This is a genomic window from Novosphingobium sp. ST904, assembly GCF_001298105.1.
Taxonomy (GTDB): domain Bacteria; phylum Pseudomonadota; class Alphaproteobacteria; order Sphingomonadales; family Sphingomonadaceae; genus Novosphingobium.
This window is the reverse complement of record NZ_LGJH01000142.1, coordinates 17662-41246: the sequence shown is the minus strand read 5'-3', so window position 1 is coordinate 41246 and position 23585 is coordinate 17662. Positions and strand designations below refer to the sequence as shown.

General features: G+C 62.2%; 24 protein-coding genes and 3 pseudogenes. 18 read left to right on the top strand and 9 right to left on the bottom strand.

Annotated elements, in window-relative coordinates; all coding sequences use genetic code 11:
- Nucleotides 1-187 precede the first annotated feature (187 nt).
- The 4 genes from ADT71_RS12365 to ADT71_RS12355 all read right to left on the bottom strand — a co-directional run bounded on the left by ADT71_RS12365 (nucleotide 188) and on the right by ADT71_RS12355 (nucleotide 1946).
- Nucleotides 188-655 (bottom strand): LysR substrate-binding domain-containing protein, encoded by a 468-nt coding sequence (locus ADT71_RS12365; RefSeq protein WP_054437249.1) that lies wholly within the window; start codon nucleotides 653-655, stop codon nucleotides 188-190.
- Nucleotides 601-1083, bottom strand: a complete 483-nt coding sequence (locus ADT71_RS12360; protein WP_054437248.1) for a LysR family transcriptional regulator — start codon at nucleotides 1081-1083, stop codon at nucleotides 601-603. The genes ADT71_RS12365 and ADT71_RS12360 overlap by 55 nt, the downstream gene beginning before the upstream one ends.
- A 111-nt stretch (nucleotides 1084-1194) precedes the next feature.
- Entirely contained in the window at nucleotides 1195-1374 is a 180-nt protein-coding gene (locus tag ADT71_RS34985) for an SDR family oxidoreductase (RefSeq protein ID WP_197283000.1), read from the bottom strand.
- Complete coding sequence (locus tag ADT71_RS12355; RefSeq protein WP_255351636.1) at nucleotides 1353-1946, bottom strand: SDR family NAD(P)-dependent oxidoreductase; 594 nt, start codon at nucleotides 1944-1946, stop codon at nucleotides 1353-1355. Before ADT71_RS12355 ends, ADT71_RS34985 begins: the two co-directional genes overlap by 22 nt.
- A 291-nt stretch (nucleotides 1947-2237) precedes the next feature.
- Between ADT71_RS12355 and ADT71_RS12350 the strand changes: the two genes are divergently transcribed.
- From ADT71_RS12350 to ADT71_RS12330, 5 genes and pseudogenes are all read left to right on the top strand, one after another.
- Complete coding sequence (locus tag ADT71_RS12350) at nucleotides 2238-2861, top strand: glutathione S-transferase N-terminal domain-containing protein (RefSeq protein WP_082370315.1); 624 nt, start codon at nucleotides 2238-2240, stop codon at nucleotides 2859-2861.
- An 82-nt stretch (nucleotides 2862-2943) separates the two neighbouring features.
- On the top strand, nucleotides 2944-3264 hold the full coding sequence (locus tag ADT71_RS32095) for a DUF423 domain-containing protein (RefSeq protein ID WP_165913326.1): 321 nt from the start codon (nucleotides 2944-2946) through the stop codon (nucleotides 3262-3264).
- An 82-nt stretch (nucleotides 3265-3346) separates the two neighbouring features.
- A pseudogene (locus ADT71_RS35675) lies at nucleotides 3347-3616 on the top strand (alkene reductase); the annotation flags it as partial.
- Between the two features lie 116 nt (nucleotides 3617-3732).
- A complete protein-coding gene (locus ADT71_RS12335; RefSeq protein WP_054437244.1) occupies nucleotides 3733-4482 on the top strand; it encodes a hypothetical protein in 750 nt (249 codons plus the stop codon).
- A 493-nt stretch (nucleotides 4483-4975) separates the two neighbouring features.
- Nucleotides 4976-5173, top strand: a pseudogene (locus ADT71_RS12330) (cysteine--tRNA ligase); the annotation flags it as partial.
- A 799-nt stretch (nucleotides 5174-5972) separates the two neighbouring features.
- On the opposite strand, the gene ADT71_RS33590 reads toward ADT71_RS12330, so the two are convergent.
- The 4 genes and pseudogenes from ADT71_RS33590 to ADT71_RS12305 all read right to left on the bottom strand — a co-directional run bounded on the left by ADT71_RS33590 (nucleotide 5973) and on the right by ADT71_RS12305 (nucleotide 9210).
- Nucleotides 5973-6404: a DUF6438 domain-containing protein gene (locus ADT71_RS33590; RefSeq protein WP_231635842.1), complete on the bottom strand. Its 432-nt coding sequence runs from the start codon at nucleotides 6402-6404 to the stop codon at nucleotides 5973-5975.
- 779 nt (nucleotides 6405-7183) lie between these two features.
- Complete coding sequence (locus tag ADT71_RS12315; RefSeq protein ID WP_054437240.1) at nucleotides 7184-7924, bottom strand: SDR family NAD(P)-dependent oxidoreductase; 741 nt, start codon at nucleotides 7922-7924, stop codon at nucleotides 7184-7186.
- Nucleotides 7925-7990: 66 nt separating this feature from the next.
- Nucleotides 7991-8436 (bottom strand): annotated as a pseudogene (locus tag ADT71_RS30290) (nuclear transport factor 2 family protein).
- 21 nt (nucleotides 8437-8457) lie between these two features.
- A complete protein-coding gene (locus ADT71_RS12305) occupies nucleotides 8458-9210 on the bottom strand; it encodes an SDR family NAD(P)-dependent oxidoreductase (RefSeq protein ID WP_054437238.1) in 753 nt (250 codons plus the stop codon).
- Nucleotides 9211-9517: 307 nt separating this feature from the next.
- On the opposite strand from ADT71_RS12305, the gene ADT71_RS12300 reads away from it, so the two are divergent.
- From ADT71_RS12300 to ADT71_RS33585, 9 genes are all read left to right on the top strand, one after another.
- Nucleotides 9518-12010: a TonB-dependent receptor gene (locus ADT71_RS12300; RefSeq protein WP_054437237.1), complete on the top strand. Its 2493-nt coding sequence runs from the start codon at nucleotides 9518-9520 to the stop codon at nucleotides 12008-12010.
- Between the two features lie 150 nt (nucleotides 12011-12160).
- Nucleotides 12161-12943, top strand: coding sequence for a coniferyl-alcohol dehydrogenase (locus tag ADT71_RS12295; protein WP_054437236.1), 783 nt, complete (start codon nucleotides 12161-12163; stop codon nucleotides 12941-12943).
- Nucleotides 12940-13800, top strand: coding sequence for an MBL fold metallo-hydrolase (locus tag ADT71_RS12290; RefSeq protein WP_054437235.1), 861 nt, complete (start codon nucleotides 12940-12942; stop codon nucleotides 13798-13800). The genes ADT71_RS12295 and ADT71_RS12290 overlap by 4 nt, the downstream gene beginning before the upstream one ends.
- Before the next feature lie 10 nt (nucleotides 13801-13810).
- On the top strand, nucleotides 13811-14554 hold the full coding sequence (locus ADT71_RS12285; protein WP_054437234.1) for a 2-oxo acid dehydrogenase subunit E2: 744 nt from the start codon (nucleotides 13811-13813) through the stop codon (nucleotides 14552-14554).
- A gap of 27 nt (nucleotides 14555-14581) precedes the next feature.
- Nucleotides 14582-15790 carry an NAD(P)/FAD-dependent oxidoreductase gene (locus ADT71_RS12280; protein WP_054437233.1) on the top strand — a complete coding sequence of 403 codons (1209 nt, stop codon included), beginning with the start codon at nucleotides 14582-14584 and terminating at the stop codon, nucleotides 15788-15790.
- A 35-nt stretch (nucleotides 15791-15825) separates the two neighbouring features.
- Nucleotides 15826-16575 (top strand): SDR family NAD(P)-dependent oxidoreductase, encoded by a 750-nt coding sequence (locus ADT71_RS12275; protein ID WP_082370310.1) that lies wholly within the window; start codon nucleotides 15826-15828, stop codon nucleotides 16573-16575.
- A gap of 271 nt (nucleotides 16576-16846) precedes the next feature.
- The gene (locus ADT71_RS34980; protein ID WP_255351635.1) at nucleotides 16847-16975 is read left to right on the top strand and encodes a hypothetical protein; all 129 of its coding nucleotides are present in this window, start codon (nucleotides 16847-16849) and stop codon (nucleotides 16973-16975) included.
- A 20-nt stretch (nucleotides 16976-16995) separates the two neighbouring features.
- Nucleotides 16996-17859: an epoxide hydrolase family protein gene (locus tag ADT71_RS12270; protein WP_231635841.1), complete on the top strand. Its 864-nt coding sequence runs from the start codon at nucleotides 16996-16998 to the stop codon at nucleotides 17857-17859.
- Nucleotides 17853-18155 (top strand): hypothetical protein, encoded by a 303-nt coding sequence (locus ADT71_RS33585; RefSeq protein WP_231635840.1) that lies wholly within the window; start codon nucleotides 17853-17855, stop codon nucleotides 18153-18155. The genes ADT71_RS12270 and ADT71_RS33585 overlap by 7 nt, the downstream gene beginning before the upstream one ends.
- A gap of 27 nt (nucleotides 18156-18182) precedes the next feature.
- Here ADT71_RS33585 and ADT71_RS12265 read toward each other — a convergent pair whose 3' ends face one another.
- The gene (locus ADT71_RS12265; RefSeq protein WP_054437232.1) at nucleotides 18183-19088 is read right to left on the bottom strand and encodes a LysR family transcriptional regulator; all 906 of its coding nucleotides are present in this window, start codon (nucleotides 19086-19088) and stop codon (nucleotides 18183-18185) included.
- A gap of 133 nt (nucleotides 19089-19221) precedes the next feature.
- Here ADT71_RS12265 and ADT71_RS12260 point away from each other — a divergent pair, with 133 nt between their 5' ends.
- The 4 genes from ADT71_RS12260 to ADT71_RS12245 all read left to right on the top strand — a co-directional run bounded on the left by ADT71_RS12260 (nucleotide 19222) and on the right by ADT71_RS12245 (nucleotide 23254).
- A complete protein-coding gene (locus ADT71_RS12260; protein ID WP_054437230.1) occupies nucleotides 19222-20097 on the top strand; it encodes a sugar phosphate isomerase/epimerase in 876 nt (291 codons plus the stop codon).
- 48 nt (nucleotides 20098-20145) lie between these two features.
- The gene (locus ADT71_RS12255) at nucleotides 20146-21207 is read left to right on the top strand and encodes a maleylacetate reductase (RefSeq protein ID WP_054437228.1); all 1062 of its coding nucleotides are present in this window, start codon (nucleotides 20146-20148) and stop codon (nucleotides 21205-21207) included.
- 43 nt (nucleotides 21208-21250) lie between these two features.
- Nucleotides 21251-22132, top strand: coding sequence for a dioxygenase (locus ADT71_RS12250; RefSeq protein ID WP_054437227.1), 882 nt, complete (start codon nucleotides 21251-21253; stop codon nucleotides 22130-22132).
- 75 nt (nucleotides 22133-22207) lie between these two features.
- Nucleotides 22208-23254 carry a helix-turn-helix domain-containing protein gene (locus ADT71_RS12245; RefSeq protein ID WP_054437226.1) on the top strand — a complete coding sequence of 349 codons (1047 nt, stop codon included), beginning with the start codon at nucleotides 22208-22210 and terminating at the stop codon, nucleotides 23252-23254.
- Nucleotides 23255-23585: the final 331 nt, after the last annotated feature.

Here is a 23585-nt window from a genome sequence, read left to right as displayed (position 1 = left end):
CGGAACGGCGGCGCTTGCGCAGACCGCAGTGCCCGCCGCCTCTCTGCTTTCGGCCGCCTGTGCTGGCACCGCGGGAGGGCAGCGTCGCAGCGCGGCAGCACAGTTGGGCAGCGTGGCGGCGTGGCAGGGCGGCGCGGTGCGATGCAGCGAACGCGGCGCTGCGGGAGGTCGGCGCGGCGTATCCGCGTCAGGCTGAAGCGGTGCGAGGCATCAGCAGGCTTTGGACGAATTTGGCAAACAGGCTGGCACGACGTGGCGGAAAGCGGCCGAAGCAATGTGACATGTGCAGCGCGACGGGCGCGAGCGGCGCGTGGGGCACGATCTCGACGAGGCGTCCGCTATGCAGATCCTCTTCTATGAGGATCCGAGGGATAGATGCGATGCCAAGACCCTTGACCGCGCCGATGCGCATGGCCTCAATCGAATCGGTGTCGAATATCCCGGCGGGGGTGAGCATGGATCCGTTTGCAAACAGGATGGGCCGCGGGCCGTCGGCATCGAGGTGGCGGATATGTGCCGCGCCGCCCAATTCCGCTGGCGAACGGGGATGGCCCTGCCGGGCGAGATAGGTGGGGGCGGCGGCGAGCGCGACGGGAAGATTTACGGAGAGGCAGGTGGTGGCGCCTTCTTTCCTCGTTTCGCCCAGTGCGAGCATGAAGTCGAACCATCGCGCGCCAAGTCGACGTGCCGGTCGGTGACCGAGATCCCTAAGGAAATCGCCGGGTGGCGCACGATGAACTCGGCGGTCAGCGCATTGACCAGCAAAGGCGCGATCGCGACGGGCAAACTGATGCGGAGCGTCCCCCTCGTTTCACTCTCGTCTTCGAAAATCTCGCCAGCGTCCTCGAGCGCGCGGAGCAGCGGCGCCACGCGCTCATAATATGCCGCGCCCTCTGCCGTCAGCGAGAGCGTTCGGGTGGTACGATGGAATAATTTGGTTTGCAGCTGCCGCTCGAGCCGATCGATGACCTTCGAAACGGCCGACGGTGTCGTCCCGCTGTATCGGGCCGCGGCGCTGAACGAGCCGGCCTCGACAGCGCGAACAAACGCGAAGATGCCGGTCGAGCGATACGCTTCCTTCATCGGCTCCCGGGCCTCGACGTGAGCAATTGCCTTCGCCTCGGCAGAGCGGCCCGGCCGAGGCCGGGTCGCTCCGGGAGCGACGCGCAACAATGTGCAGGACGCGGTAAGACCTCACGTGATCTGCAGACCCCCGTCGACCGCGATGATCTGACCCGTCATCCATCCGAGTTGAGGACGGGCGAGCGCTGCGATCCACTCGCCGACATCGGCCGGCACGCCGCGGCGCCCGAGCGGGATAGCCCCGCGCTCATGTTCCTTGATGGCCTCGATCACATCGTCGGGGAGACCCATCTGCTTTGCATAAACGTCGTCTCGACAGGACCCGAGGCGATTGCATTAACCCGGATTTTCTTCGGCGCGAATTCGAGCGCCCAGCAGCGTGTGAGATGCTCGACCGCGGCCTTGCTTGCGGCATAATAGGACAGCGGGGCGCCGGCCTTGCTGCCGTAGGTGCTCGACATGTTGACGATCAGGCCTTCGCTCGCCTCGAGGTGGGGGAGCGCCGCTGCGCACACCATGCTCGGATAGACCACATTGACTTTGAAAATGGCGGCGATCCGGTCGGCGTCTACCAGTTCCATCGGCCCGACGCTGCCGTCGCCCACATTGTTCACCACGACATCGAGGCGGCCCCACAATTTGACGGCGTGCTCGACAGCGGCGCCCGCGGACGCCGAGTCGGCCGCATCGGCCACAAAGCCCTGTATGGCGGGATTGGATGCGGTCACTTCCTCGAGTGCCGCCGCCCGTCGGCCCGTTATCAGAACGTTGGCGCCTTCGCGAGCGAACACCTCGGCGGCGGCGCGGCCGATCCCGTTACCGCCGCCGGTGATGAGGACGACCTTATTTTCCATGTACGACATTTCTGCTCCTTACAGTTGAGAGTTCGAAGGGGCGGTTCCGCGGGGAGAGCCGCGCCAGCCTGCGGCCGTCTTGTCAGCCTCCGGAGACGCCGCCAACCCGCGACCGACCCCCGTGCCGCCGCTGCGCAACGATTGCGCCGCAAGCGCAAAGACACCGGCGGCCGTCAGATGTCATCGCGGGACTATCGTTGATTTTTACAAATTGATCGGACCGCTGGAGTTGCGAATGGACATGGACATGATCGGGCCTGCACGGCCGTCCGGCCTGGCCGCTGCTGAACGGCGCTCGTTGTGATCCTCTATCACACGCCTGGGTCGTGCTCGTTGGCATCGCTTGTCGCGCTCGCGGAAAGCGGCCTTGAATATGAGGTCCGCACGGTCGACGCGAACAACCGGGACGAGATCGCGCGGATCAATCCGTGGGGACGCGTGCCGGCGCTGGTGCTGGGAAGCGGCACCGTGCTGACCGAAACAGTCGCCATTCTCTTCCATGTCGCGGATCGCGTTCCTGCCCGGCACCTTCTTCCGCCTTCCGGTTCGGAGGAGCGGGTTCAGGCTCTGTCGTTCTTGACGCTGCTTGCGAGTAGCGTCCACATCGCTTTCAGGCCGGTTTTGCGGCCGGACCGGCTGGCGACCACAATGCATGCGCAAGCGGATGTGCGCAGCACCGGGGTCCAGATGCTCGACAGCGTGCTGGGTCGGCTGGAGCGCGAAATTGCCGGAGAGGCGAGCGTGCTTGAGAGCGGTTTCTCGCTCTGTGACGCCTATGCTCTCGTCTTCGCGCAATGGTCCCGCCGTCCGCAGGTCCGTAACCTCATCGAGCCGACGCCGCGGCTGCACGCGGTGGCACGCGCGGTGCAAGCACGGCCCGCTGTGGCAGAAGCACTGGGAGCGATGCCGGACTATGGCGACTAAGCCGGCACCTTTGCCGGGAGCCGAGGGGCTTTGGACGCGGCGCCTCTGGATGCGGTGCGCCGCCGTCAGCGGCTGCCTCGCGATGATCATCTGGATCTGGGGCAATCTGAGCGGCAACGATCTCGAAACGCGGTATTTCCGGCTCGCCGCGCAAATCCAGTTCATCCATTCCATGACCTGTTTCGGCTGCGCAACCTTCATGAACCTCGGCGCGCGCAAGGCGCGGTTCGCCCCGGGGTTCTTCCTGATCGGCTCGTTCCTTCTTTGTGGCTCGCTCTATCTTGCGCCCTATTATCGCGGACCCGTCCAGTTTGCAGCCGGATGCATCGGATCGGCGGGGCTACTTGTCGGCTGGATCGTGCTGATCGCAGCGGCCGGCTCGATCGATCGCGGCGACCCCTGAATTCGAACAGAGGCAGGCCGGCACCGGGCCTGTCGGACAAGCAATCGGCCGCGTGCCCGGCATCAACATTAAGAGGACGACCATGGCACATGAGGAATCGAAACTTTTTTCACCGTTGAAGATTGGCGAAAAGACCGTGAAGAACCGGATGGTGGTCGCGCCGATGAGCCGCCATCGCGCCGCGCTTTCGGGCGTTCCGACCGAACTGAACGTGGAATATTACCGGCAGCGCGCCTCGGCGGGACTGATCGTCACCGAGGGAACCGCGCCAAGCGCGATGTCGCGCGGATATCTGTTCACGCCGGGCCTTTACGAGGACGCCCATGTCGAAGGCTGGCGGCGCGTGACGGACGCCGTGCATGGCGGAGGCGGGACGATCTTCGTCCAGCTCATGCATGCCGGCAGGATTTCCGATCCCCTGCTTCTGGACGGCGAGCCACCGGTCGCGCCGTCGCCGTCGCTCCGCCTTTGGCTGAACCTTATGACTCCCCTTGGCCGAAACCCAAGAAGCCTTATGTCGTACCGCGCGAACTGTCGCACGCGGACATCCTTGCGACGATCGACGATTTCGTCGCCAGTGCACGCCGGGCGCAGGACGCCGGGCTCGACGGCGTCGAGATTCACGCGGCGTCGGGCTATCTGCCAATGCAGTTTCTTTCGACAAACGCCAATCTGCGGACCGACCAATGGGGCGGCAGCATTGAGCGCCGATCGGCCTTCCTTCTGGCGATCGTGGACGCGATCGCAGCTGCGACTTCGCCCGGCTTCGTCTCGGTGAAACTGTCTCCCGGATGGGGTTTCAATCAGGTCGACGACACCGATCCCATCGCGACCTATCGCTATCTCGCAACCGAACTCGGGCGCCGTTCGATCGCCTATCTCCATGTCGGCAACTACGGCATCGAATGGGATGTCTTCGGAACGATCAGGCCGTTGTTCGACGGACCGATGATCTATAACGTCGGCTTCAATCGGGCTTCTGCGACAAGCGCCGTCGAGAAGAACGGCGCGGACATGGTGGCTCTTGGTCAGGCATTCATCGCCAATCCCGATCTGGTAGAACGCTACCGGAACGGTTGGACCGTGAACCGCCCGCGCGTGGCGACCTATTACAGCCAAGGTCCCGATGGCTATATTGATTATCCAGTCCATGCTGACCGCGATGCCGAGCAGCAGCAGAGCGCCGACGAAGCGCTGGTTCCGATCATGCCGCAATGAAGATATGGGGCTGGCGCTGCGCGCCAGCCCCCAGCTGCGCGACTGGACTATGCGCGCCACCGCTTCGCGCGGTGCAAATTGACCCCGCACTGAGGCGGTAATGGGATGCGCCACTCTTTCCCGCCTCGGCTGAAAGCAGTCACTGGATTGCCTCTCTCCGAGCAACCGTTTCGCTCGCGATGGGAGCCGTCCGACCGTGCGTGCCTCTCGATCTGGCGCATCGCGTGCGAAGGAGATTGCGGGTCGGGACTGACAGGGCATCTACGGGCGCGGCTCGCTCCATTCCCTGGCGGCGACCCGCCGCCGTGCCGTCACCAGCGTGCGGTCGAGAACTGAGAATGCGTGTGGCTGTGCTGCGCGGCGAAGCCATCCAGATCCGGAAACATGGTCTCTGGCGAAATGTCGAAGCAGCTTTTTAACTGATAGAGATAGGGTAATTTTTGCTCAGCCTCTATTCTGAAGACCATGAGATGAGCAATGCTCTCCAATGCCCGCCGACCTGCGCGTCCAGCCCAGGGCTGCAACAATCACCGAGGACGACATCGAAGCGACCCTTATCCGCCGCAAGGAAGCCCGCGCCGCCAAGGACTTCGCTGCATCCGACGCGCTCCGCGACGAGCTCGCCGCAGCCGGGGTCGAGGTGATGGATGGCAACTCGTTCGGCTGGGACTGGTGTTTGGCGGCTAACTAAGGACGGCCGAGATGCAGTCTGAAATCTCGGGTGACGTCGGTATCGGCCAGTTCCGGCGGTTGGCCCTCAACCTGCCTTTTGACTGCGAGAAAGACTGAATTGAGTTGGGATAGGGGAGATCGCAGCGGCGGCAGTCGAACGCGAAGCATTTGCTGCCGAGGAACGGTGCGCGGAAATTCTAGCCCGGAAGGCAGAAGGGTGCTCTTGCGTCCGGCTGCCAGTGGCTCTTGGCTTTAAGGCTGTCATGTTCCTTTACCTGTCGTCGCAATGGAGCGTCATCAGCGCCGGCTGGCGGTGCGAATTGAAGAAAGATTGGGCGAGCCTTCGTCGCGCGACGCCGCACAGTGATATCAGGCGCATGGCGAGATACGCCGATAGGGAGGCCACGGTTCGGTGGGCGGTGCGTCAGACTGGAAGAGGACGTCAATCGGGGTTCGGCAACGCAAATGCCAGCGTTCGCAACAAAGCCGCAAGGGCTTGCGCTAGCTGTCGTATGAAAGGAGTCCCGCTCCGATGGGTCCGGATAGCTTCGTCGGAACTGCGAATCTAGGGCAGTCGCCCGCGCGCTCGGCACGGCGCTCGAACCCTGTGCGACGACGTAAAGGGAGTTCGGAGCGGGTTGATCGGATCGGGTCAATATTGCCAGCGCGAGAGACGGCCCTCCGGTGCGGGAGCCCAGATGTCTCTCGCGCTGATCAATGCGATGGCTTAACCGCGCGAGACGCCCGGCCGCGTGGTCTGTTTCATCCAAGTTTGGATGCCCAGTCGCTCGGGCAGACCCCGCAGCACCGTATCGAGGTCATGGCCCGCGCCCTCGCGGCAACCGCCGCGGTGGGTCGCGACCGCCTTTTGCCCGTCGAGGCTGGTCCAGGTGATCGTATAAGTCGGCATGTCGGATATTCGGCGCGCACGGAACTTCCGTCGTGGCGCCAGCGGCGGGCCGGAATGAAGCGAGATCGGCTTCCAGCTTATGGTAGGTGTCGGGCGCAGCGCGGCGTTCGCGCGTGCCGAGGACCGTGGTATGGCGCGTGCCGGTAAAGGATACGATCCCGTCGGCAACAATTTTTGCGTCATAGACCGGGCAGAAGCCGAAGCACGGGCCTACCGAGATAGCGATCGACGCCGGCACGTTTGTGCCGTTCGCGGGCACTGCGCCTGGCGTGACCGCCGCGCAGCCGCCGAGTGCCGTCAGTACAACCGACGCGAGTACGGACTTAAACAGCATTCTCATTTCGTGGGTCCTTTCAAATTTTCCCGCAACATCGAGGCAGGGCAGTAGCGATAGGTTGTTCCTGGACCGCGCGTCTGGAGCGTGAAGGTGAGGGCATCCGACACCGTAACGGTCTGCCGCTGGCTCACCTGCTTCGCCGCCCCGGCACCGGCGCCGACGCATGACTGCATCACCGTGTAGCGGTCGCCCTTGCGATTGAGGACGCGGGCACGGCAGCCCCGCGAATGAGCGTCACTGATGGCTCGACCGTCATATCGCCGGATCGCGGCGTTGGGCGCGTGGGCACAGGCTACGTCCTTCTGAACGTACAGACCCGGCTTGAGCCGATAGACTCCGCCGGGCTTTGGCGAACTATCGACGCTTGCAGAGGCCGGCATGCCGACGGCGAGCGCGACAAGTGCAAGCCCCGAGAGAAATCGAATATGAGAAAGCAAATATCGTCTCCTTTTGATTGTCGAGCCGGAAGCTACCGTGACCAAGCTGAACGAAGACGAAGTGAACCGACTGATTCCTTGCCGATATTTCGGTGGACCGAGTGCAAATGGGATGAGCCGAGCGCTGGGTCGCTCGTCAGGCTCGCATCAAACCGATCGGAACGGTCGGCGTAAAGGAGAGGGGCTGCCTTTTCAGGCGGCCCTCCTCGCCCGGTGGGTGCATTTATTCCGAATGAGCAGCTAGCGGTGGCCAAACCGGGATGGGAAAGGGGGCTGGCGCGGCGCGCCAGCCCCCTCCCGGTTCCGCTTTTAGGGAGCGAACTGCGCTGCGGTTCGGTCAGGCGCTCACGACCATCCGCCGTCGACGACGAGTTCGGCGCCGGTGACATATTTGGCCTCGTCGGACAAAAGATAAGTCGCGCCATATGCGATGTCCTCGGGTTCTCCGAGATCGCCCATCGGGATCTTGGCGACCTGCTGCGCGAGGATATCGGGCGGCACATCGGCCGTGATTGGCGTTTTCATCGGGCCGGGAATGATCGTGTTCACGCGCACGCCCTTTTTGACATATTCCATCGCAGTGACCCGCGACATCACGCGCAGCGCACTTTTGCTCGCGCTGTAGCTGATCGCGGCGGGCGCCGCGATGAGGGCGATCAGGGAACTGACGTTCACGATCGCGCCATTGCCGCTCGCCACAAGCGCCGGCAGCGCGGCCTGCATGCCGAGAAGCACGCCGGTCTGGTTGATCGCAATGATCCGGTTCCACCCTTCGATCGTCTCGTCCTCGACGCCGGCGTAATGGATGATACCGGCAGTGTTCGAGAGCGAGGTGAGCGAACCGAAGGCGGCGAGGGTGGCGGCGACGGCCGCCTTCCAGCTTTCGCTGTCCGAAACGTCGAGCCGGACGAATTCCGCCTTGCCGCCATCGGCCTGGATCGCTGCGGCATTATCGGCGCCCCGGTCCGAAATGTCGGCGAGCATCACTTTTGCGCCTTCGCGCGCAAACACCCGGGCCTGCGCGGCGCCAAGGCCGCTCGCCGCGCCAGTGACAATAACCACCTTGTCCTTCAATCTGTCGGTCATTTTCCTCTCCTATTTGTTGATTTCATTCCGCCGACGCGTAGGCCGGCCGTGCGCTCATACAGGGTGTCAGGCGCCGGGGGGCGCGAGCACCTGCCCGGTCAAATGGCTGAAGACGCGCTGATTGACGAAGCGCCGGACGATCGCCCATTTGCCGCCCCGCCGTTCATAATCGTCATGGTAACTCGCCACGACATGGGCCGCCTGGCCGTCCGCGAGATTGCCGATACAATAGACGTCGCAGATCCCCTTCGCCCTGTCCGCGCCATCGAATGTGACCCGGTGGTTGGCGCAATAATGGGTCGTACTCTCCCACATCGGCCAGATAAGATCTTCGACGCGCCGACAATTTCGTCGAGCCCGCTGAATGCTTTCACGAACTCGATGTCCCAGACGGCGTCGTCCCACCAGATGTTGCGGAAGCGGTCGAGCTCATGCTTATCGACGCCGAGTGCATAGTCGGAGACAAGGTCGGCAAGAGCGAAGCGGCTGGTAAGCTGGTCTAGGTCTGTCACTTATTATCCTTTCTTGCGGGGTTATGCGCTCACCGACCAGCCGCCATCGATCACCAGTTCGGCGCCGGTGACATATTTGGCTTCGTCGGAAGAGAGATAGAGGGCGCCGAAGGCGATATCGTCGGGCTCGCCAAGGTCGCCCATGGGGATTTTCGAGCGCTGCCACGCATCGGCTTCTGCCGTGACATTGGCCTGGATCGGTGTTTGCATTGCGCCCGGCACGATCGTGTTCACGCGAATATTGTTGCTGACGCATTCCATCGCGACCGCCTTGGTCATCGTCCGGATCGCGCCCTTGCTTGCGCTGTAGGCGATCATTCCTGGAAACCCGAGGAGGCCGAGCAGCGAACTGATATTCACGATTGAACCGCCGCCGTTTGCCGCCATCACGGGCAGGGCGGCGCGCATCCCCAGGAACGTCCCTGTCTGGTTCACCGAGATAATCTTGTTCCAGCCTTCGAGGCTTTCTTCGGTGGCAGCGCCCGGGTGGATGACACCAGCGGTGTTGGAAAGGATCGAAAGCGGGCCGAATTGCTTGCGGGTCTCGTCCATCAGAACGCGCCAGCTCGCCTCGCTCGAGACATCATGCCGGACGGAGCAAGCCTGTCCGCCTGCATCGCGGATCGCGTCGGCAATGGCTTCGCCTTGATCCTCCTGAAGGTCGGCGATCACGACGCGGGCGCCTTCGCGCGCGAATAGTTTAGCCTGCGCGGCACCGAGGCCACTCGCGCCTCCGGTAATGACCGCGACTTTTCCCGCAAGTCGATTGCCCATTGATCCTCTCCTGTCTGACCCGCGCCCAATGTCTCGTTGGTGAGATCTCGGCCGGGCGGTGCGAGTGATAGAAGCCGTTGTTTGGGCAAGAACAAGCGCGAACGGGCCCGAAATTCCCTGAGCGCCGGGACCGCACATCTTTCCGGCCGTGGGTGCAAAGATCGCGCATCTGCCAGGGTTCAAACAGTGAGGGCGCCGAAACGTAACTCGGGAAGCGCAGCAAAGCGTAGCGGTAATTGGCCCTTGGACTGGCGCCGCGACGCTCGTTGATCAAACATCGTGCCACGGCATGAGAAGGGGATGAGAGATGAACTTGAAAGGCACGCGTCGCGCATTCGGCCTGCTGGCTTCTGTCAGCGTTGCGGGCATTGCACTCCCGGCAGCCGCGCAGGACGCGCCGGCAGTCGAGAACCAGGCACAGGACGAGACCGTACAGCAGGCCGAAGCGCCGCAAGAGGATACATCGGGACCGAGCATCGGTGATATCGTCGTCACCGCGACCAAGCGGTCGGAATCGATCAACCGCGTCGGTCTAGCGATCTCGGCCGTCAGCGGCGACGACCTCCGCGCCCAGGGCATTACGAACGTAGCGGATCTGACGAAGGTGGTCCCCGGACTCACATTTGCCCGGTCTGCATTCAACACGCCGGTCTTTACACTGCGCGGCGTTGGCTATTTCGATTCGGCGCTTTCTGGCGCGCCCGCGGTCAGCGTCTATATGGACCAGGTTCCCTACAGCTATACCGCGCTGACGTCGCTGGCAGTGGGCCTCGATGTCGAACGCGTCGAAGTGCTTAAGGGACCGCAAGGGATTCTGTTCGGCCAGAATTCGACCGGCGGCGCGATCAACTACATCGCGAACAAGCCGACCGACCGGCTCGAGACGGGGCTCGATTTCGAATATGGGCGCTTCAACCAGATCGAGGCGACCGCCTTCATCAGCGGACCAATCACGAGCACGCTGAAAGGCCGCGTGGCGGTCAAGGCCGCTTATATGGACGGCTGGCAGCTGTCCTATTATGCGCGTCCGGGCGACACGCTCGGCCGCCGCCGCGAATATGTCGGCCGCATTCTTCTCGACTGGGAGCCGACCGATCGGCTCAAAGTCCAGTTCAATGCGAATGGCTGGCTCGACCGCGGCCAACCGCAAGCAGGACAATTCATCTTCTTCCGTCCGAACCTCACCTCCGGCCCCGACGGCCTTGGCTTCACGCCCCCTGAACTGATCGCCACGCCGCTCGCGCCGAACAATGCGCGCGCTGCCGACTGGACATCGGTCATCGCCGATGGAAGCAATCAGAACATTACGCCGCGTAAACGCGACACGATGTGGCAGTCCTCGCTGCGCGCCGATTATAATCTCAGCGACGACCTCACGCTGACGTCGATCACGGCCTATGCGCATCTCAAGCGCAACGGGATCGCCGGCGATGACGGTGTCGCGATCAACAATTATGACATTGTCGCCAATATCGGCAAAATCCGCGACTGGAGCCAAGAAATGCGTCTCGCAAACGACGCGTCAAACACGCTCCGCTTCACCGTCGGCGGCAACTATCAGAACAGCAAGGTCGTCGAACGCAATCTCCTGGCCTATGGCGCCAGCACGGCATCGTTCGGCACCCATTTTTCGCGCGCGGGCGACTTCAGCGATCAGCGCGTCGAGAATTGGGCGCTTTTCGGCAATGTCGATTTCGACGTGACCGAAACGCTGACCCTCAAGGCCGGCGCGCGCTACACCAATTCGGACCGCCGCTTCATCGGCTGTACCTACGACAATAATTTTGATCCCGTCTGGGGCGACGATGCGCAGCGCGTGCTGTTCAACGGCATCATCGGCGCACTGCGCAGCTCGGCGGGCCTGCCCGCCGCTCCTCCGCTCGAACCCGGGGCCTGTACGCTGATCCAGGCACCAAAGACCGATGCGAGCGGCAATCCGATCATCACCCCCGACAGCTACTTGCCGGGGCTCCTGGATACACATTTGCGCGAAGACAATGTCTCTTGGAAAGCGGGCGTGGACTTCAAGCCCAATTCCGACACGCTCGTTTATGCCAATGTCACCAAGGGGTATAAATCGGGCGGCTATCCCTCGATTTCCGCCTCGAGCACCAACCAGATCCGTCCGGTCACGCAGGAATCGGTGTTGGCTTATGAAATCGGGTTCAAGCAGAAATTGTTCGATCGCTCGCTCAATCTGACCGGCGCCGCCTTCTACTACGACTATCGCGGGAAGCAGCTCAAAAGCGGTTTCGCCGAGCCGGTTTTCGGCACCGTCTTCGCGCTGACCAACATACCGAAATCGACGATCAAGGGCGCCGAGGCGACTTTGGCTTGGCAACCGGTCGACGGTCTTAATCTCAATGGCTCGCTCACCTATCTTGATGGCAAGATCAAACGTTTCACCGGGATAAACCTGTTTGGTGACGTCGGTGATTTTGCCGGCGACATGCTGCCCTACACGCCCAAATGGAATGCTTCGGCTGGCGCAAGCTACACCCGGCCGCTGACACCCGACGTCAATCTCGATCTGGGCGCGAGCATGGCATACAACAGCCGCGCGCAGGCTGTGATCGGTCATGACGCCGTCACGCTGTCGGTCGGGCGTCTGAAGCCCTTCACGACGGTCGATGCGCGAATTGGCCTCTCGTCGTCCGACGGCCAATGGTCGGTCCAAGCGTGGGTCAAGAACCTGACCAACGAATTCTACTGGACCAACGTCGCGCTGCTTTACGACACGACGGTTCGCTACGCGGCCATGCCGCGGACCTACGGCGTCCGGACGAGCTTTCGCTTCTGACCTCCCGGCCCCTCGGGGCTGCCACGCCGCCGGATATCCGGATTCCGGCGGCGTGGCCATCTGCCGGAAAAGACAAGATTTGCCGCCGCCTGCGCAAAGACAGCGAAGGGTAAGCGACGCAAACTGATCGTCCAACCAACAGGGGATTTTATGTTCGATCTCAAGGGAAAAGCCCTGGCAGTAACCGGAAGCGCATCGGGTATCGGGGCCGCGACGGTCGACTATCTGCGGGCGCACGGCGCCCATGTTATCGGGCTCGACATCCGCCCGTCCGATAATGCGCACGAGCATGTTTCGATCGATCTGTCGTCGCGCAAGTCCATTGACGAGGCGGTGGCCCGTCTCCCCACAAAACTCGATGGCCTCGCCAATGTTGCAGGCCTCGCGCCGACGGTGCCTGCCGCGCAGGTCATCCGAGTCAATCTCGTGGGTACGATGGCCTTCACCAACGCGGTGCTCCCGCGGCTCTCCAATGGATCGGCGATCGTCAACATGTCGTCGATCGCAGCGTTTCACTGGCAGCAATCGGTAGCGCAAATCACCGAAGCGCTCGATTTGAGTTTCGGCAAGGTCGATGCCTTCGTCGAGAAGCACCGGATCGACGAGCAGCCGGGACGCTCCTATTTTCTCACCAAGGAAACGCTACTTGCCTGGACCCTAAGGCAACGCCGGGCTTGGGTCGACCGCAGCATCCGCATGAACTGCGTCTCGCCCGCCGCCGTCTCGACGCCGCTCCTCGATGCCTTCGCGGGTGTCATGGGCGAGCGGACGCAAAAGGATGCCGACATCGTCGAGCGCTCTGGCACGCCCGCCGACATCGCGCCTGTGATCGCCTTCCTGCTTTCCGGTGCTTCCGCCTGGGTCCGCGGTGCAAACATAGCCGCCGACGGAGGCGTTGCCGCTCACTATCTCGCTCAGGAGAATGGACTATGACCAATAACGCCCCGAATATCGTTACGCGCCTGGGCACTAATCTCGAGATCGAGATCGTCACCACCCGCGCGAGCAGCCTCCATACCAACCATGCGCTCATCAAGGGCGAGCGGTCGATGATCCTCGTCGATGCGCCCTTTTCGCGCGCCGACACGCATCGGTTGATCGGGGACATCCTGGAGACCGGCAAAGATCTGGAAAAGATCATCATCACCCACGATCATCCCGATCATTTCTTCGGCCTCGACCTGCTGCTCGATACATTTCCCAACGCGGTCGCGATCGCCCATCCATCGGTCGTCGAGGACATCCTCGTCGACGCGCCGCGGGGTCTTGACCGGTGGCAGGAAAAGATCGGGAAGCTCGCACCGCGCTACGTCGCCATCCCGAAACCCTGGGACCTCGACCATGTCATGCTCGAGGACGAGCGTATCGAACTGGTCGGGCCCGTCCCGGGCGATGCCAACCGCATCACGATGATCTGGGTCCCCCAGCTCAAGACGCTGGTTGCGAGCGACGTCCTGTTCAACGAAGTGCATCTCTGGTTCGGCGAGCATTTTGAGGAACATCGCGGTGCCTGGCTGAAGGCGCTCGACCAGATCAAATCGCTCGACCCCGAAGTCATCGTTGCGGGCCACAAGCGGCCGCATCTGCCCGACGACATTACCTCGTGGAACTACACCCGCGACTATATTCTCGGTTTCGAGAAGCATCTCGCCGAAGCGACAGATTCTGCCGATCTCGCGAAGCGTATCGAGCGTGACTATCCTGAAACCGTCGATGTGCTCGACGGCTTCCTGCTCGGCAATTCGACCAAAGTGGCCATGCGGGAAATTCCGCCGGTCAACGCACCCTGAGGCGCGGGCGATGACGAAAGACAGCGCGCCGACGGCGACAAGCATGCACGAGATCACCGGGCTCCAGAAGGTGGTCGGCGATGTGTTCGAAGCCAACTGGCGCGAAACGCCCGTCGTCCACGTCGGGATCGGCATCGACATGGCGCCGTCCGAACGATTTCGCCAGGACTATGCGCGAAAACACGATGTTCCCGTATCGGCAATGAACATCATCCAGAAGGCTGTCGCGCAGGCCGCGCGCGATCACCCGATGATGGCGGCGATGTTCGCGGAAGGCGGGCGCAACCGGTTGATCGTGCCCAATCCGGACGCGATCGCGGTCCAAGGTCCCGTCATGGTCGACGGTTCGGCCTTTCCGCTTCTGATCCGGAAGGCGAGCGCCAAATCGCTCGCAGAAATCGCCGCGGAAATGCAGGCCGAGGTCGCGCGTGTCCGCTCGGGTGGGGTGGACGAGAAGGACTCGCTCGCTACCTTCAAGATCATGTCGCAGACGCCCAATATCGGTATCTCGAATATTGGGATGATCGCGCCGGTCAACTTCTTCTCCGCGATGAGCATCCTGCCTGCCGTGGCCCATTTTTTCGTGGCGGCCGCGATCGAGACGCCGATCGTCGATTCCAATGGCATCATCCGGTCGACACCAATGGCCAATTTCTGCCTGGCGTTCGATCATCGCGCGCTCTCCGCGGGACCAGTCGCGGCCTATCTGGGACATTTTAAGAATCTCATGGAGAAGCCCGAATTCCTGGGCTGAACCTTTGGCATGCGAGACGAACTAAATATGCAGAACAAGAAGCGAGTCTATATCAGTGGGGCAGGGCCGGTCGGCCTGATCACGGCGCTCGGCCTCTGCCGCCGCGGAATTCCCGTTACGATTCTGGAAGCCGGTTCCACCGTCTGCCAGGACCTTCGCGCAACCTATTATCATCCCCCCTCGGTCGAGATGCTCGAGAGTATCGGGTTTATCGATAAGCTGCTCGAGGGCGGCACACGCGATCGCACTTTTCGCTTCACCGATGCAGGTCTGGGACGGTCGGTGACGATCGATCTCGATGTGATGGCCCGGCGCTACGGCCATGGATACTCGATTTCCGCAGCGCAAAACTGGTTCACCCATGCCGGCTACGAGCTCCTAAAAGACCAGGACTGCGAGTTTCTATTCAACCACCGGGTCACTGGGGTCACGCAGGTTCAAAATGGAGTCGACATCGCGGTCGAGATCGGCGGCATGGCCACATCGATCCGCACGGACTGGCTTCTGGGATGCGACGGCGGGAGCAGTCCGACGCGCATCAGCCAGGACATCGGGTTCGGCGGCTATACCTTTCCCGACCGCTTCCTCATGATTACGACCCGGCACGATTTCGAGCCCGAGCACGGCCGGCTCGATTATCGGGCCAACGGTCCCGACTGGCGGCTGGTGATCCGCGTGCCATACGGGCCGGGCAAGGACGACTGGCTTTACCGGATCGTCAGCCGGGTTGATCCGGGCGATGATCCCGAGACTGTGATGACGCCCGCCTCGCTGCAGGCCCGTCTGCAGTCGGTTCGGCCGTCAGATGTGCCCTACGCGATCGAAACTGCGACAATCTACAATGTTCACCAGCGCGTCGCGGACACCTACCGGAAGGGACGTGTCGTTCTGGCGGGCGATGCTGCGCACCTGAACAATCCGATTGGCGGGCAGGGGCTGAACTGCGGGGTTCACGACGCCTTTAATTTGATCGAGAAATTCGCTTCGGTCTGGCTCGATGGGGCGGACGATGCCATTCTAGACCAGTACGACCGTCAACGCCGCAAGACCAATTGGGAATGGGTTCAGCGCGTGTCGGTAGAGAACAAGGAGCGAAACGAGGAAACCGATCTCGGCAAGCGCTCGGCGGCGATGGATCATCTCGAACAGGTCGCTGGCGACGACGATATGCGCGCCGCTTTCCTCTACCGCTGGAGCATGGGAGAAAGCCTTACCTACGCCGCGGCAATCGATTGATCGACCGATAACAAGATAATGAAGAGGAGAGTGTGATGGGCAGGATGACAGGCAAGGTGGCTTTGATCTCGGGGGCCGCCACGGGACTAGGCGCTGCGCAGGCGACACGCTTCTGCCAGGAAGGCGCCAAGGTCGTCATCGGCGATATCGATGAGCCCCTGGCGGAGGAAACGCTCGCCGAAATCAGAGCGTTCGGCGGCGATGTCCGCTTCGTCAGGCTCGACGCTACGAGCGCGGAGAGCTGGGCGAATGCGGTTGCCGCGACCGTCGCCGCCTTCGGATCGCTGACGACGCTGTGCAACAATGTCGGGGTCACGCCGCTTGCCACGATCGAGGAGCAGGGGCTGGAAGGCTGGAACAAGGTCATCGCGGTCAACCAGACAAGCGTCTTCCTCGGCATGCAGGCGGCCCGGGCGGAGCTCGTCAAAAGCGGCAACGGCGCGGTGGTGAACGTCGGCTCCCTCACGGCGCTGCGAGGCATGCCGGGGAGCCTTGGCTATTCGGCGACGAAGGGCGCGATCGGCGCGATGACGCGCGTGGCGGCAATGGAATGGGTGAAGGATAGCGTTCGCGTCAACACGATCATCCCGGGGCCCATGCGGACACGAACGCAGGCCGGGATCACCGAAGAACAGGAGCAGCTGCAACGCGCCCGCATTCCGATGGGCGATCTTGGCCGTCCGGTCGATGTCGCCAATGGCGCCTTGTTCCTCGCTTCCGACGAGGCGAGCTACATCACTGGCGTCGAACTCGTCATCGACGGCGGTTGGGCCGCCTCCGCCTGATCGCGGACAGCTTCTTAATCAAAAAGGTGAACACCATGGCTATCGACCCTACTGACGCTGCCGTTCAGGCGCTTGCCGACATCGATCACGACGGCCCCATCTACATGCTAAACCTGCTTCGTTTTCGCGAGGGCGGAATGGAAGAATATGAAGCCTATGTCCGGCACTGCAAGCTTCACGGTCCGCGGCATGGCGCCGAGTTCATGTATCTCGCAAGGGCGGACATGTTCTCGTCGGTGATCCGGACCAGACTTGGGACGCGGTCTGGCTCGTGCGCTATCCAAGCAAGGCGGGATTCTTCGCGATCCTGCACGATCCTGAATTCAAGGCCGGCTTCCATCTGCGAAGCGACACTCTGGTGGAAGCGGTCCTGCAAGTCACGACGCCCTGGGAAATCTGACGGTCGGCAAGGAGCTGGATATGGACGTCACGCCATTCGAATTTCGGGCAAGCGACGACGCGCTTGCGGACCTGCGTGCCAGGCTCGAACGGACGCGCTTCGCTGCCGATTTCGCCAACGAAGACTGGCGCTACGGATTCAACGGCGACTATCTGCGCGAGCTCGTAGCATATTGGCTCGACGGCTATGATTGGCGAACCCAGGAAAATGCTATCAATGCCTGGCCGCAGTTCAAGACCGAGATGGACGGCGTCCCCATCCACTTCATCCATGTGAAGGGGAAGGGCCCCAATCCGACGCCGCTCATTCTCACGCACGGCTGGCCCTGGACCTTCTGGGATTATCGCGAACTCATCGGGCCGCTCACCGACCCCGCGGCCTATGGCGGCGATCCTGCCGATGCGTTCCACCTCGTGATCCCGTCGCTCCCGGGCTATGTCTTCTCCACGCCGCTGACGACACCGGGGCACAATTTCTGGACCACCGCGGACCTCTGGGTGAAGCTCATGGACGGGTTGGGCTATCCGCGCTTCGCCTCGCACGGAGAGGATTGGGGCGCGTTTCTGACCGCCCAGCTCGGCCACAAATATCCAGACCGCATGATCGGCGTGCATTTTACAACCATGTTTCCGCTCGACATGTTCGGCGGCGGCAGGTCGAGCCGCTTTGGGGCGAGGGCGAAGAGAGCTGGGAACAGAAGAATATCGACTTCTTCGCAAAGGAGTCGGGATATTATGCGCTGCAGGCAACCAAGCCCCAGACGCTCGCATTCGCGATGCAGGACTCGCCGGCGGGACTCTGCGCCTGGCTCGTCGAGAAGCGCCGGACATGGGGCCATACACGCGGCGATATCGAAAGCCGCTTTTCCAAGGACGATATGCTGACGACGGTCATGCTTTATTGGCTCACCGACAGTTTCGGCACCTCGGCGCGCTACTATTATGAGGCCACGCATAAACTTTGGCAGCCTTCGCACGGCAATTTGCCTGTCGTTGCGGCGCCAACCGGCATTGCCGTTTTCCTGAACGAGCTGGTCCTGCAGCCCAAGAAATGGGCCGAGAAATATTATAATCTCAAGCATTGGACGCAATATCCTGAGGGCGGCCATTTCGCCGCGGCCGAAGAACCCCAGTTGGTGACGGAGGATATTCGGCGCTTCTTCAGGGGATTGCGCGACTGAACGCGCTCGGCGCGCCGGCCGTTCAGCCTAGTCGGCCGCGCGCGCCGCGTTGACCAACGCGTCGACGACAAAGCGAATCTTGGGCATAAGACTACGCGTCGTCGGCCATACCGCAAAGAGCGATCCGCGGGCCGGCGTCAGATGCTGGAGCAACGGGACCAGCTCGCCCGATTCAAGGCTGGGACGCACGAGGGCCTCGGGCATGTGAAGAATCCCGCAACCTGCAACCGCCGCGGCGAGCATCGCGTCGCCATCGCCCATCTCATGCGTCGGCGGCGGAATGAAGCGGATGGTCTCACCCGTCTCGTTAACGGCAACCCAACTATGCGGCGCGCCGTTCCGATAGCTCACCACACATTCGTGATCTTTAATTTCTTCCCAAGTCCCTGGCTCGCCGCGCCGGGCGATATAGTCTGGGGACGCGCAGAAGTAGAAGCGTTGCTCGATCAATTTGCGCGAAATGAGACCGGTCGTATCCTTGAGGTCGCCGAAGCGGATCACCAGATCGACCCCTTCTTCGACGGGGTTGATCACCCAGTCCCGGAATGTCGTAGAGAGATGCAAATCCGGGTGCGACTTGGCCACCTCGAGCAGTAAGGGCAAGATGATCTTGCGCCCATACATCGCCGGCATGTCGATGCGAAGGCGGCCGCGCGGACCGATCTTCAGTTCGGACAAATTCGTCTCGGCGTCGGCGATCTCGTCAAGTGCGACCGAGCAGCGGGCGAAGAAGGCCTCTCCATCGGACGTGAGGCTGAGCGTGCGGGTGCTCCGGTAAATCAACTTGACCCCGAGGCGGTCCTCGAGACGCCCCACGCTCTTGCTGACGGCCGACTTGGTCAGGCCGATCTTATCGGCGGCGGTTGTGAAGCTTCCGCTTCGCGCCACCTCGATAAAAACTGCGATACTGCTGAGGCGATCACCGAGCGACATTGTTGAACCTGAGGACACTCTTTGCGGAACAAAAGCATAATTGGCGACCTCACTTCTACCCATTACCTCCAGTCGAGACAAATAAATTCAGCTGCGAGTAATGGACTCGGCGGCATTTTAGGAGAGGTTTTTCATGTCCCAACCCGAGCTGCTTGCTGCCTATTTTACCTTGGCCGGCGACGTTTATCCCTATGGCCCCGATCATGTGAGCCCTTTCAGCTTCCAGGAGCGGGTCGAGGCGGCCGCAAAGGCCGGCTACACGGGGATCGGCTTCTTCACCGACGATGTTTACGCGAACGTCGAACGGCTCGGCTTCCCCGAAATGCGGCGCATTCTGGAGGTCAACGGAATCCGGCACATTGAGCTCGAATTTCTGATCGACTGGTTCCTTGACGGCGAGCGCCGGACCGCATCGGACGGGGTTCGGAAATTGATGCTCGACGCAGCCGAAGGGCTCGGCGCGCGCGCAATCAAGATCGGTCCGGGGGTGGGTGCGGATATCAACAATCCCACCGAAGCCGAGATGACTCCCAACATCCCCCTGATGCAGGACGCTTTTGCGATCCTGTGCCAGGACGCGGCCAAGGTCGGGACGTCGATCGCGATGGAATTGATGCCCTTCGGCAATGTCCGCACCGTCGACGTCGGCCTTGCGATCGTCGAAGGCGCGAACCAGCCGAACGGCGGCCTTGATATCGACGTCTGGCACGTCACCCGCGGCGGCAACGACTATGCGGACCTCGCCAGGATCCCGGGGAAATATATGATCTGCGTCGAACTCAACGATGCCAACGCTGACGTTAACGGGACCTTGTGGAATGATACCGCGCATCATCGCCAGCTGTGCGGCGAAGGCGACTGGAACCTCAAGAGCTTCGTCGAAAATGTGCGCAACACCGGGTTCCAGGGGCCTTGGGGCGTGGAGATCATCTCGGCCGTTCACCGCAAATTGCCGCTTGGCGAGGCGGCGGATCGCTCGTTCCAGACCGCGCGCGCGCTACTGGACTGATCCCGTCGAACCGCTTTGTTTCTGCGGCGAGCCCAGTGGGAGACTGTAATGCAATCGTTCATATATAAGAGCGCCCCGACAAGGGTGATCTTCGGTTCGGGCACAGTCTCGCAGCTCGCCGCCGAAATGGAGCTTCTGTCGGTCGGACGGGCGCTGTTTCTGTCGACGCCCGAGCAGGCGGGCGATGCCGAAGCGATCGCCGCAACGCTCGGTGATCGGGGCGTCGGGCTTTACGCCAATGCCACCATGCATACGCCTGTTGATGTGACCGACCATGCCATGACGAAGGTCGCCGCCTGCGATGCGGATGTGATCGTGGCGATTGGCGGGGGATCGACGATCGGCCTCTCGAAAGCGATCGCGCTTCGCACCGACCTGCCGCAGATTGTGCTTCCGACAAGCTATGCCGGTTCAGAAATGACAGCGATCATCGGGCAGACCGAAGGAGGACGGAAAACCACGCAGACGACCCCGCGTGTCCAGCCCGAAGTGGTCATCTACGACGTCGATCTCACCATGTCGCTGCCGCCCGCGATGGCCGGAACATCGGGCATCAATGCCATCGCGCATGCGGTCGAGGCGCTTTATGCGCAGGATCGCAACCCGGTCATTTCCTTGATGGCTGAAGAAGCGGTGCGTGCCCTGGCCGATGCGCTACCGAAAATTGTCACGGATCCCAATGCGGTGGATCCCCGCCGCGGTGCACTGTACGGCGCCTGGCTCTGCGGCACATGTCTCGGATCGACGGGCGCGGCGCTCCACCACAAGATTTGCCATGTGCTCGGCGGGACCTTCGGCATGCCGCACGCCGAAACGCACACCGTCATGCTGCCGCATGTCACTGCCTATAATGCGCCCGCCGCATCGGAGGCCATGGCGAGCCTCTCGCGGGCGCTGGGGTCTCCCGATCCCTCCCGCGCTCTCTTCGACCTCTCCGGCGCAGTCGGCGCGCGGCGCGCGCTTCGCGACCTTGGATTAACGCTGGATGAGGCGGTGCAGACAGCCCGGCTGACGTTCGAGAATGCCTATTGGAACCCCCGCCCGCTCGAAGTCGAAGCGCTTGAAAGCATGATGCGCCGAGCATGGGCCGGAGAACCGCCCAAACCGTAACCGCGCCGAGAAACCGGCGACGCGAAATCTGATGGAGTGACAAATGCTGGACGTGAATGAGGAAACGATCACCAAGGCGGTGATGGGCGCGGTCGGCGATACGCCGGACGAGCGGACCCGGCAGATCATGCTGTCGCTGGTGAGCCATCTGCACGCGTTCGTGCGCGATATCGAGCCGAGTGATGCCGAGTGGTTCTCAGCCATCGAGTTTCTGACGCGTACCGGGCAGATGTGTTCGGACGTCCGGCAGGAGTTCATCCTGCTGTCCGATACGCTCGGCGTCACCACCCTCGTCGATGCGATCAACCATCGCTACCCCTCGGGAGCGACCGTCAATTCGGTTCTCGGCCCGTTCTACTATGAGGGCCGGCCGACGCTGCCGCTCGGTTCCGACATATCGGGCAAGGCCGAGGGAACCCCGCTCATCTTCACGGGGCATGTGCGTGACACGCAAGGCAAGCCGGTAGCGGGCGCGATCGTCGAAGTGTGGCATTCCGACGCCGACGGACATTATGATATGATGCTTCCTGATTTCGGTCCGGACGAGACGGCGATGCGTGCCTCGTTGCGGACCGGCGCGGACGGTCAGTTCTGGTTTCGGTCAGTGATGCCCGCGTCCTATCCCATTCCCGACGATGGCCCGGTGGGCGCGATGATGCGCGCCACGCACCGGTCGAACATGCGGCCCGGCCACATCCACGTCATGATCGAAACGCCGGACTCCGAAAAGCTGACGACCATGGTGTTCGTGGGGGGAGATCCGTACCTGGAAGCCGATCCGGTTTTCGGGGTCAAGCGCGAGCTCATCCAGGAATTTCAGCAGCGGGACGGCGGCGTGCTGCCGGACGGTACCCGGACCAACGAGCGGCACGTGGCGGTCGAATATGACTTCACCGTCGCCCCAGCGATGTCGGCTGCCGCCTGACAATGATGATCTGACGTCCCGGTCAAACAGGTGGAAAAAGCCGGGTCGGGGACGCCCAAGGAGAGGAAATATCAGATGGCCAATGCCGCTGCCCGACGCGCATCCATTGCCGATCCGGACCTGTCGATCGATGAGGTCGGCTTCGCCGATCCGCAATCGGCCCGGATCACGAGGATGCCGCGTTTCGTCCCGTCGACGATGTCCGAGATTTTTTACGAACTCGAGCAGGTCGGAAGCAAGGATTACGGCGGCGTGTTCCTCCGGGCCGAACTTGGCGATACCGATCTCGTCTATTCGTCGAGTTGGGGAAGCCCCGCGCGCATCGCGCGCACGGCGTACACGCTCAAAGCCTCGAAGGTCGACATGTTCCTTGTCGTGCTCGGGATCGCGGGTGAGGCGACTCTGCGGCAGGAGGGCCGGGTTGCCCGGATCAAGCGCGGTTCGCTCGCGCTTATCGACAGCAGCAAGATTTACGAAGTCGAAGTCTCGAGCGCCTGGAAAGCTATCTGGCTGAAGGTGCCCCGTTCCGCACTCGAGACGCGGCTTTTCACTTACCGGGACTGGCTCGGGCGCGCGCTCCCCACCGATACGGGTCTGGGCTTCGCGGCGAATCGCATGATCCACGCTTGCCTGCACGCCAGCAAGGCATTGCGCGACGACGAGGCACGCGTACTCGCCAGCAATGTCCTCGACATCGTGACGGCCACTTTTACCCACGCCGAAGACGACGACGGCATCGGGCGTAGCCGCCATACCGAAATCATGTTCAACAGGGTCAATCGCTTTGTCGACCAGCATCTTCGCGATTCCAGTCTCGGACCTGCTGCGATTTCGGCCGCATGCGGGATCAGCGAACGCTATTTACGCCAGCTGTTCGCGAGTCACGGAACGACGATGACCGCGGCCATCCGATCGAAGCGGCTCGAAGAATGCCGCCGTTTATTGAACGGCTATGGTCGCCACGCGCCATCGGTGACGCAGGTCGCCTTCAGCATGGGTTTCGAAAATATCAGCAGTTTCAATCGGGCGTTCAAAGCCTATTTCGGCCTCACGCCGAGCCAGACCCGTTCGACTTGCCTGTCGGCCGGTGCCGAGCATGCTGCGGCGCGGGCCGCCGGATAGGCGCTCCGGTCTTTCGCGCGGCGAGCAATAGTCCCAGACCCGCAAAGTCGGCGCGACTTGGATGCTCGCCACCGTTGCCTCGGCCATCGCTTTTTTGGAAGCCGGGTGCCTGCCCGAGCGCAACGAGCGCGCGGGCACGGGGCGCAATTTAGCGCCGCTCCGACCCCCACATTTTGGAGCCGATTGCAACCGAACCGCCGGTCGGTTCTATGAGGCCGTCATAGCCTAAGGTGGTGGGTTGCGGTGACGGTATGTCGCTAAGTGTCTGCTTTCCTGTACCTTGATATGATTAAACCCAGCGAGAATTTCGCCTCGGGTCAGCGCTCCTGAG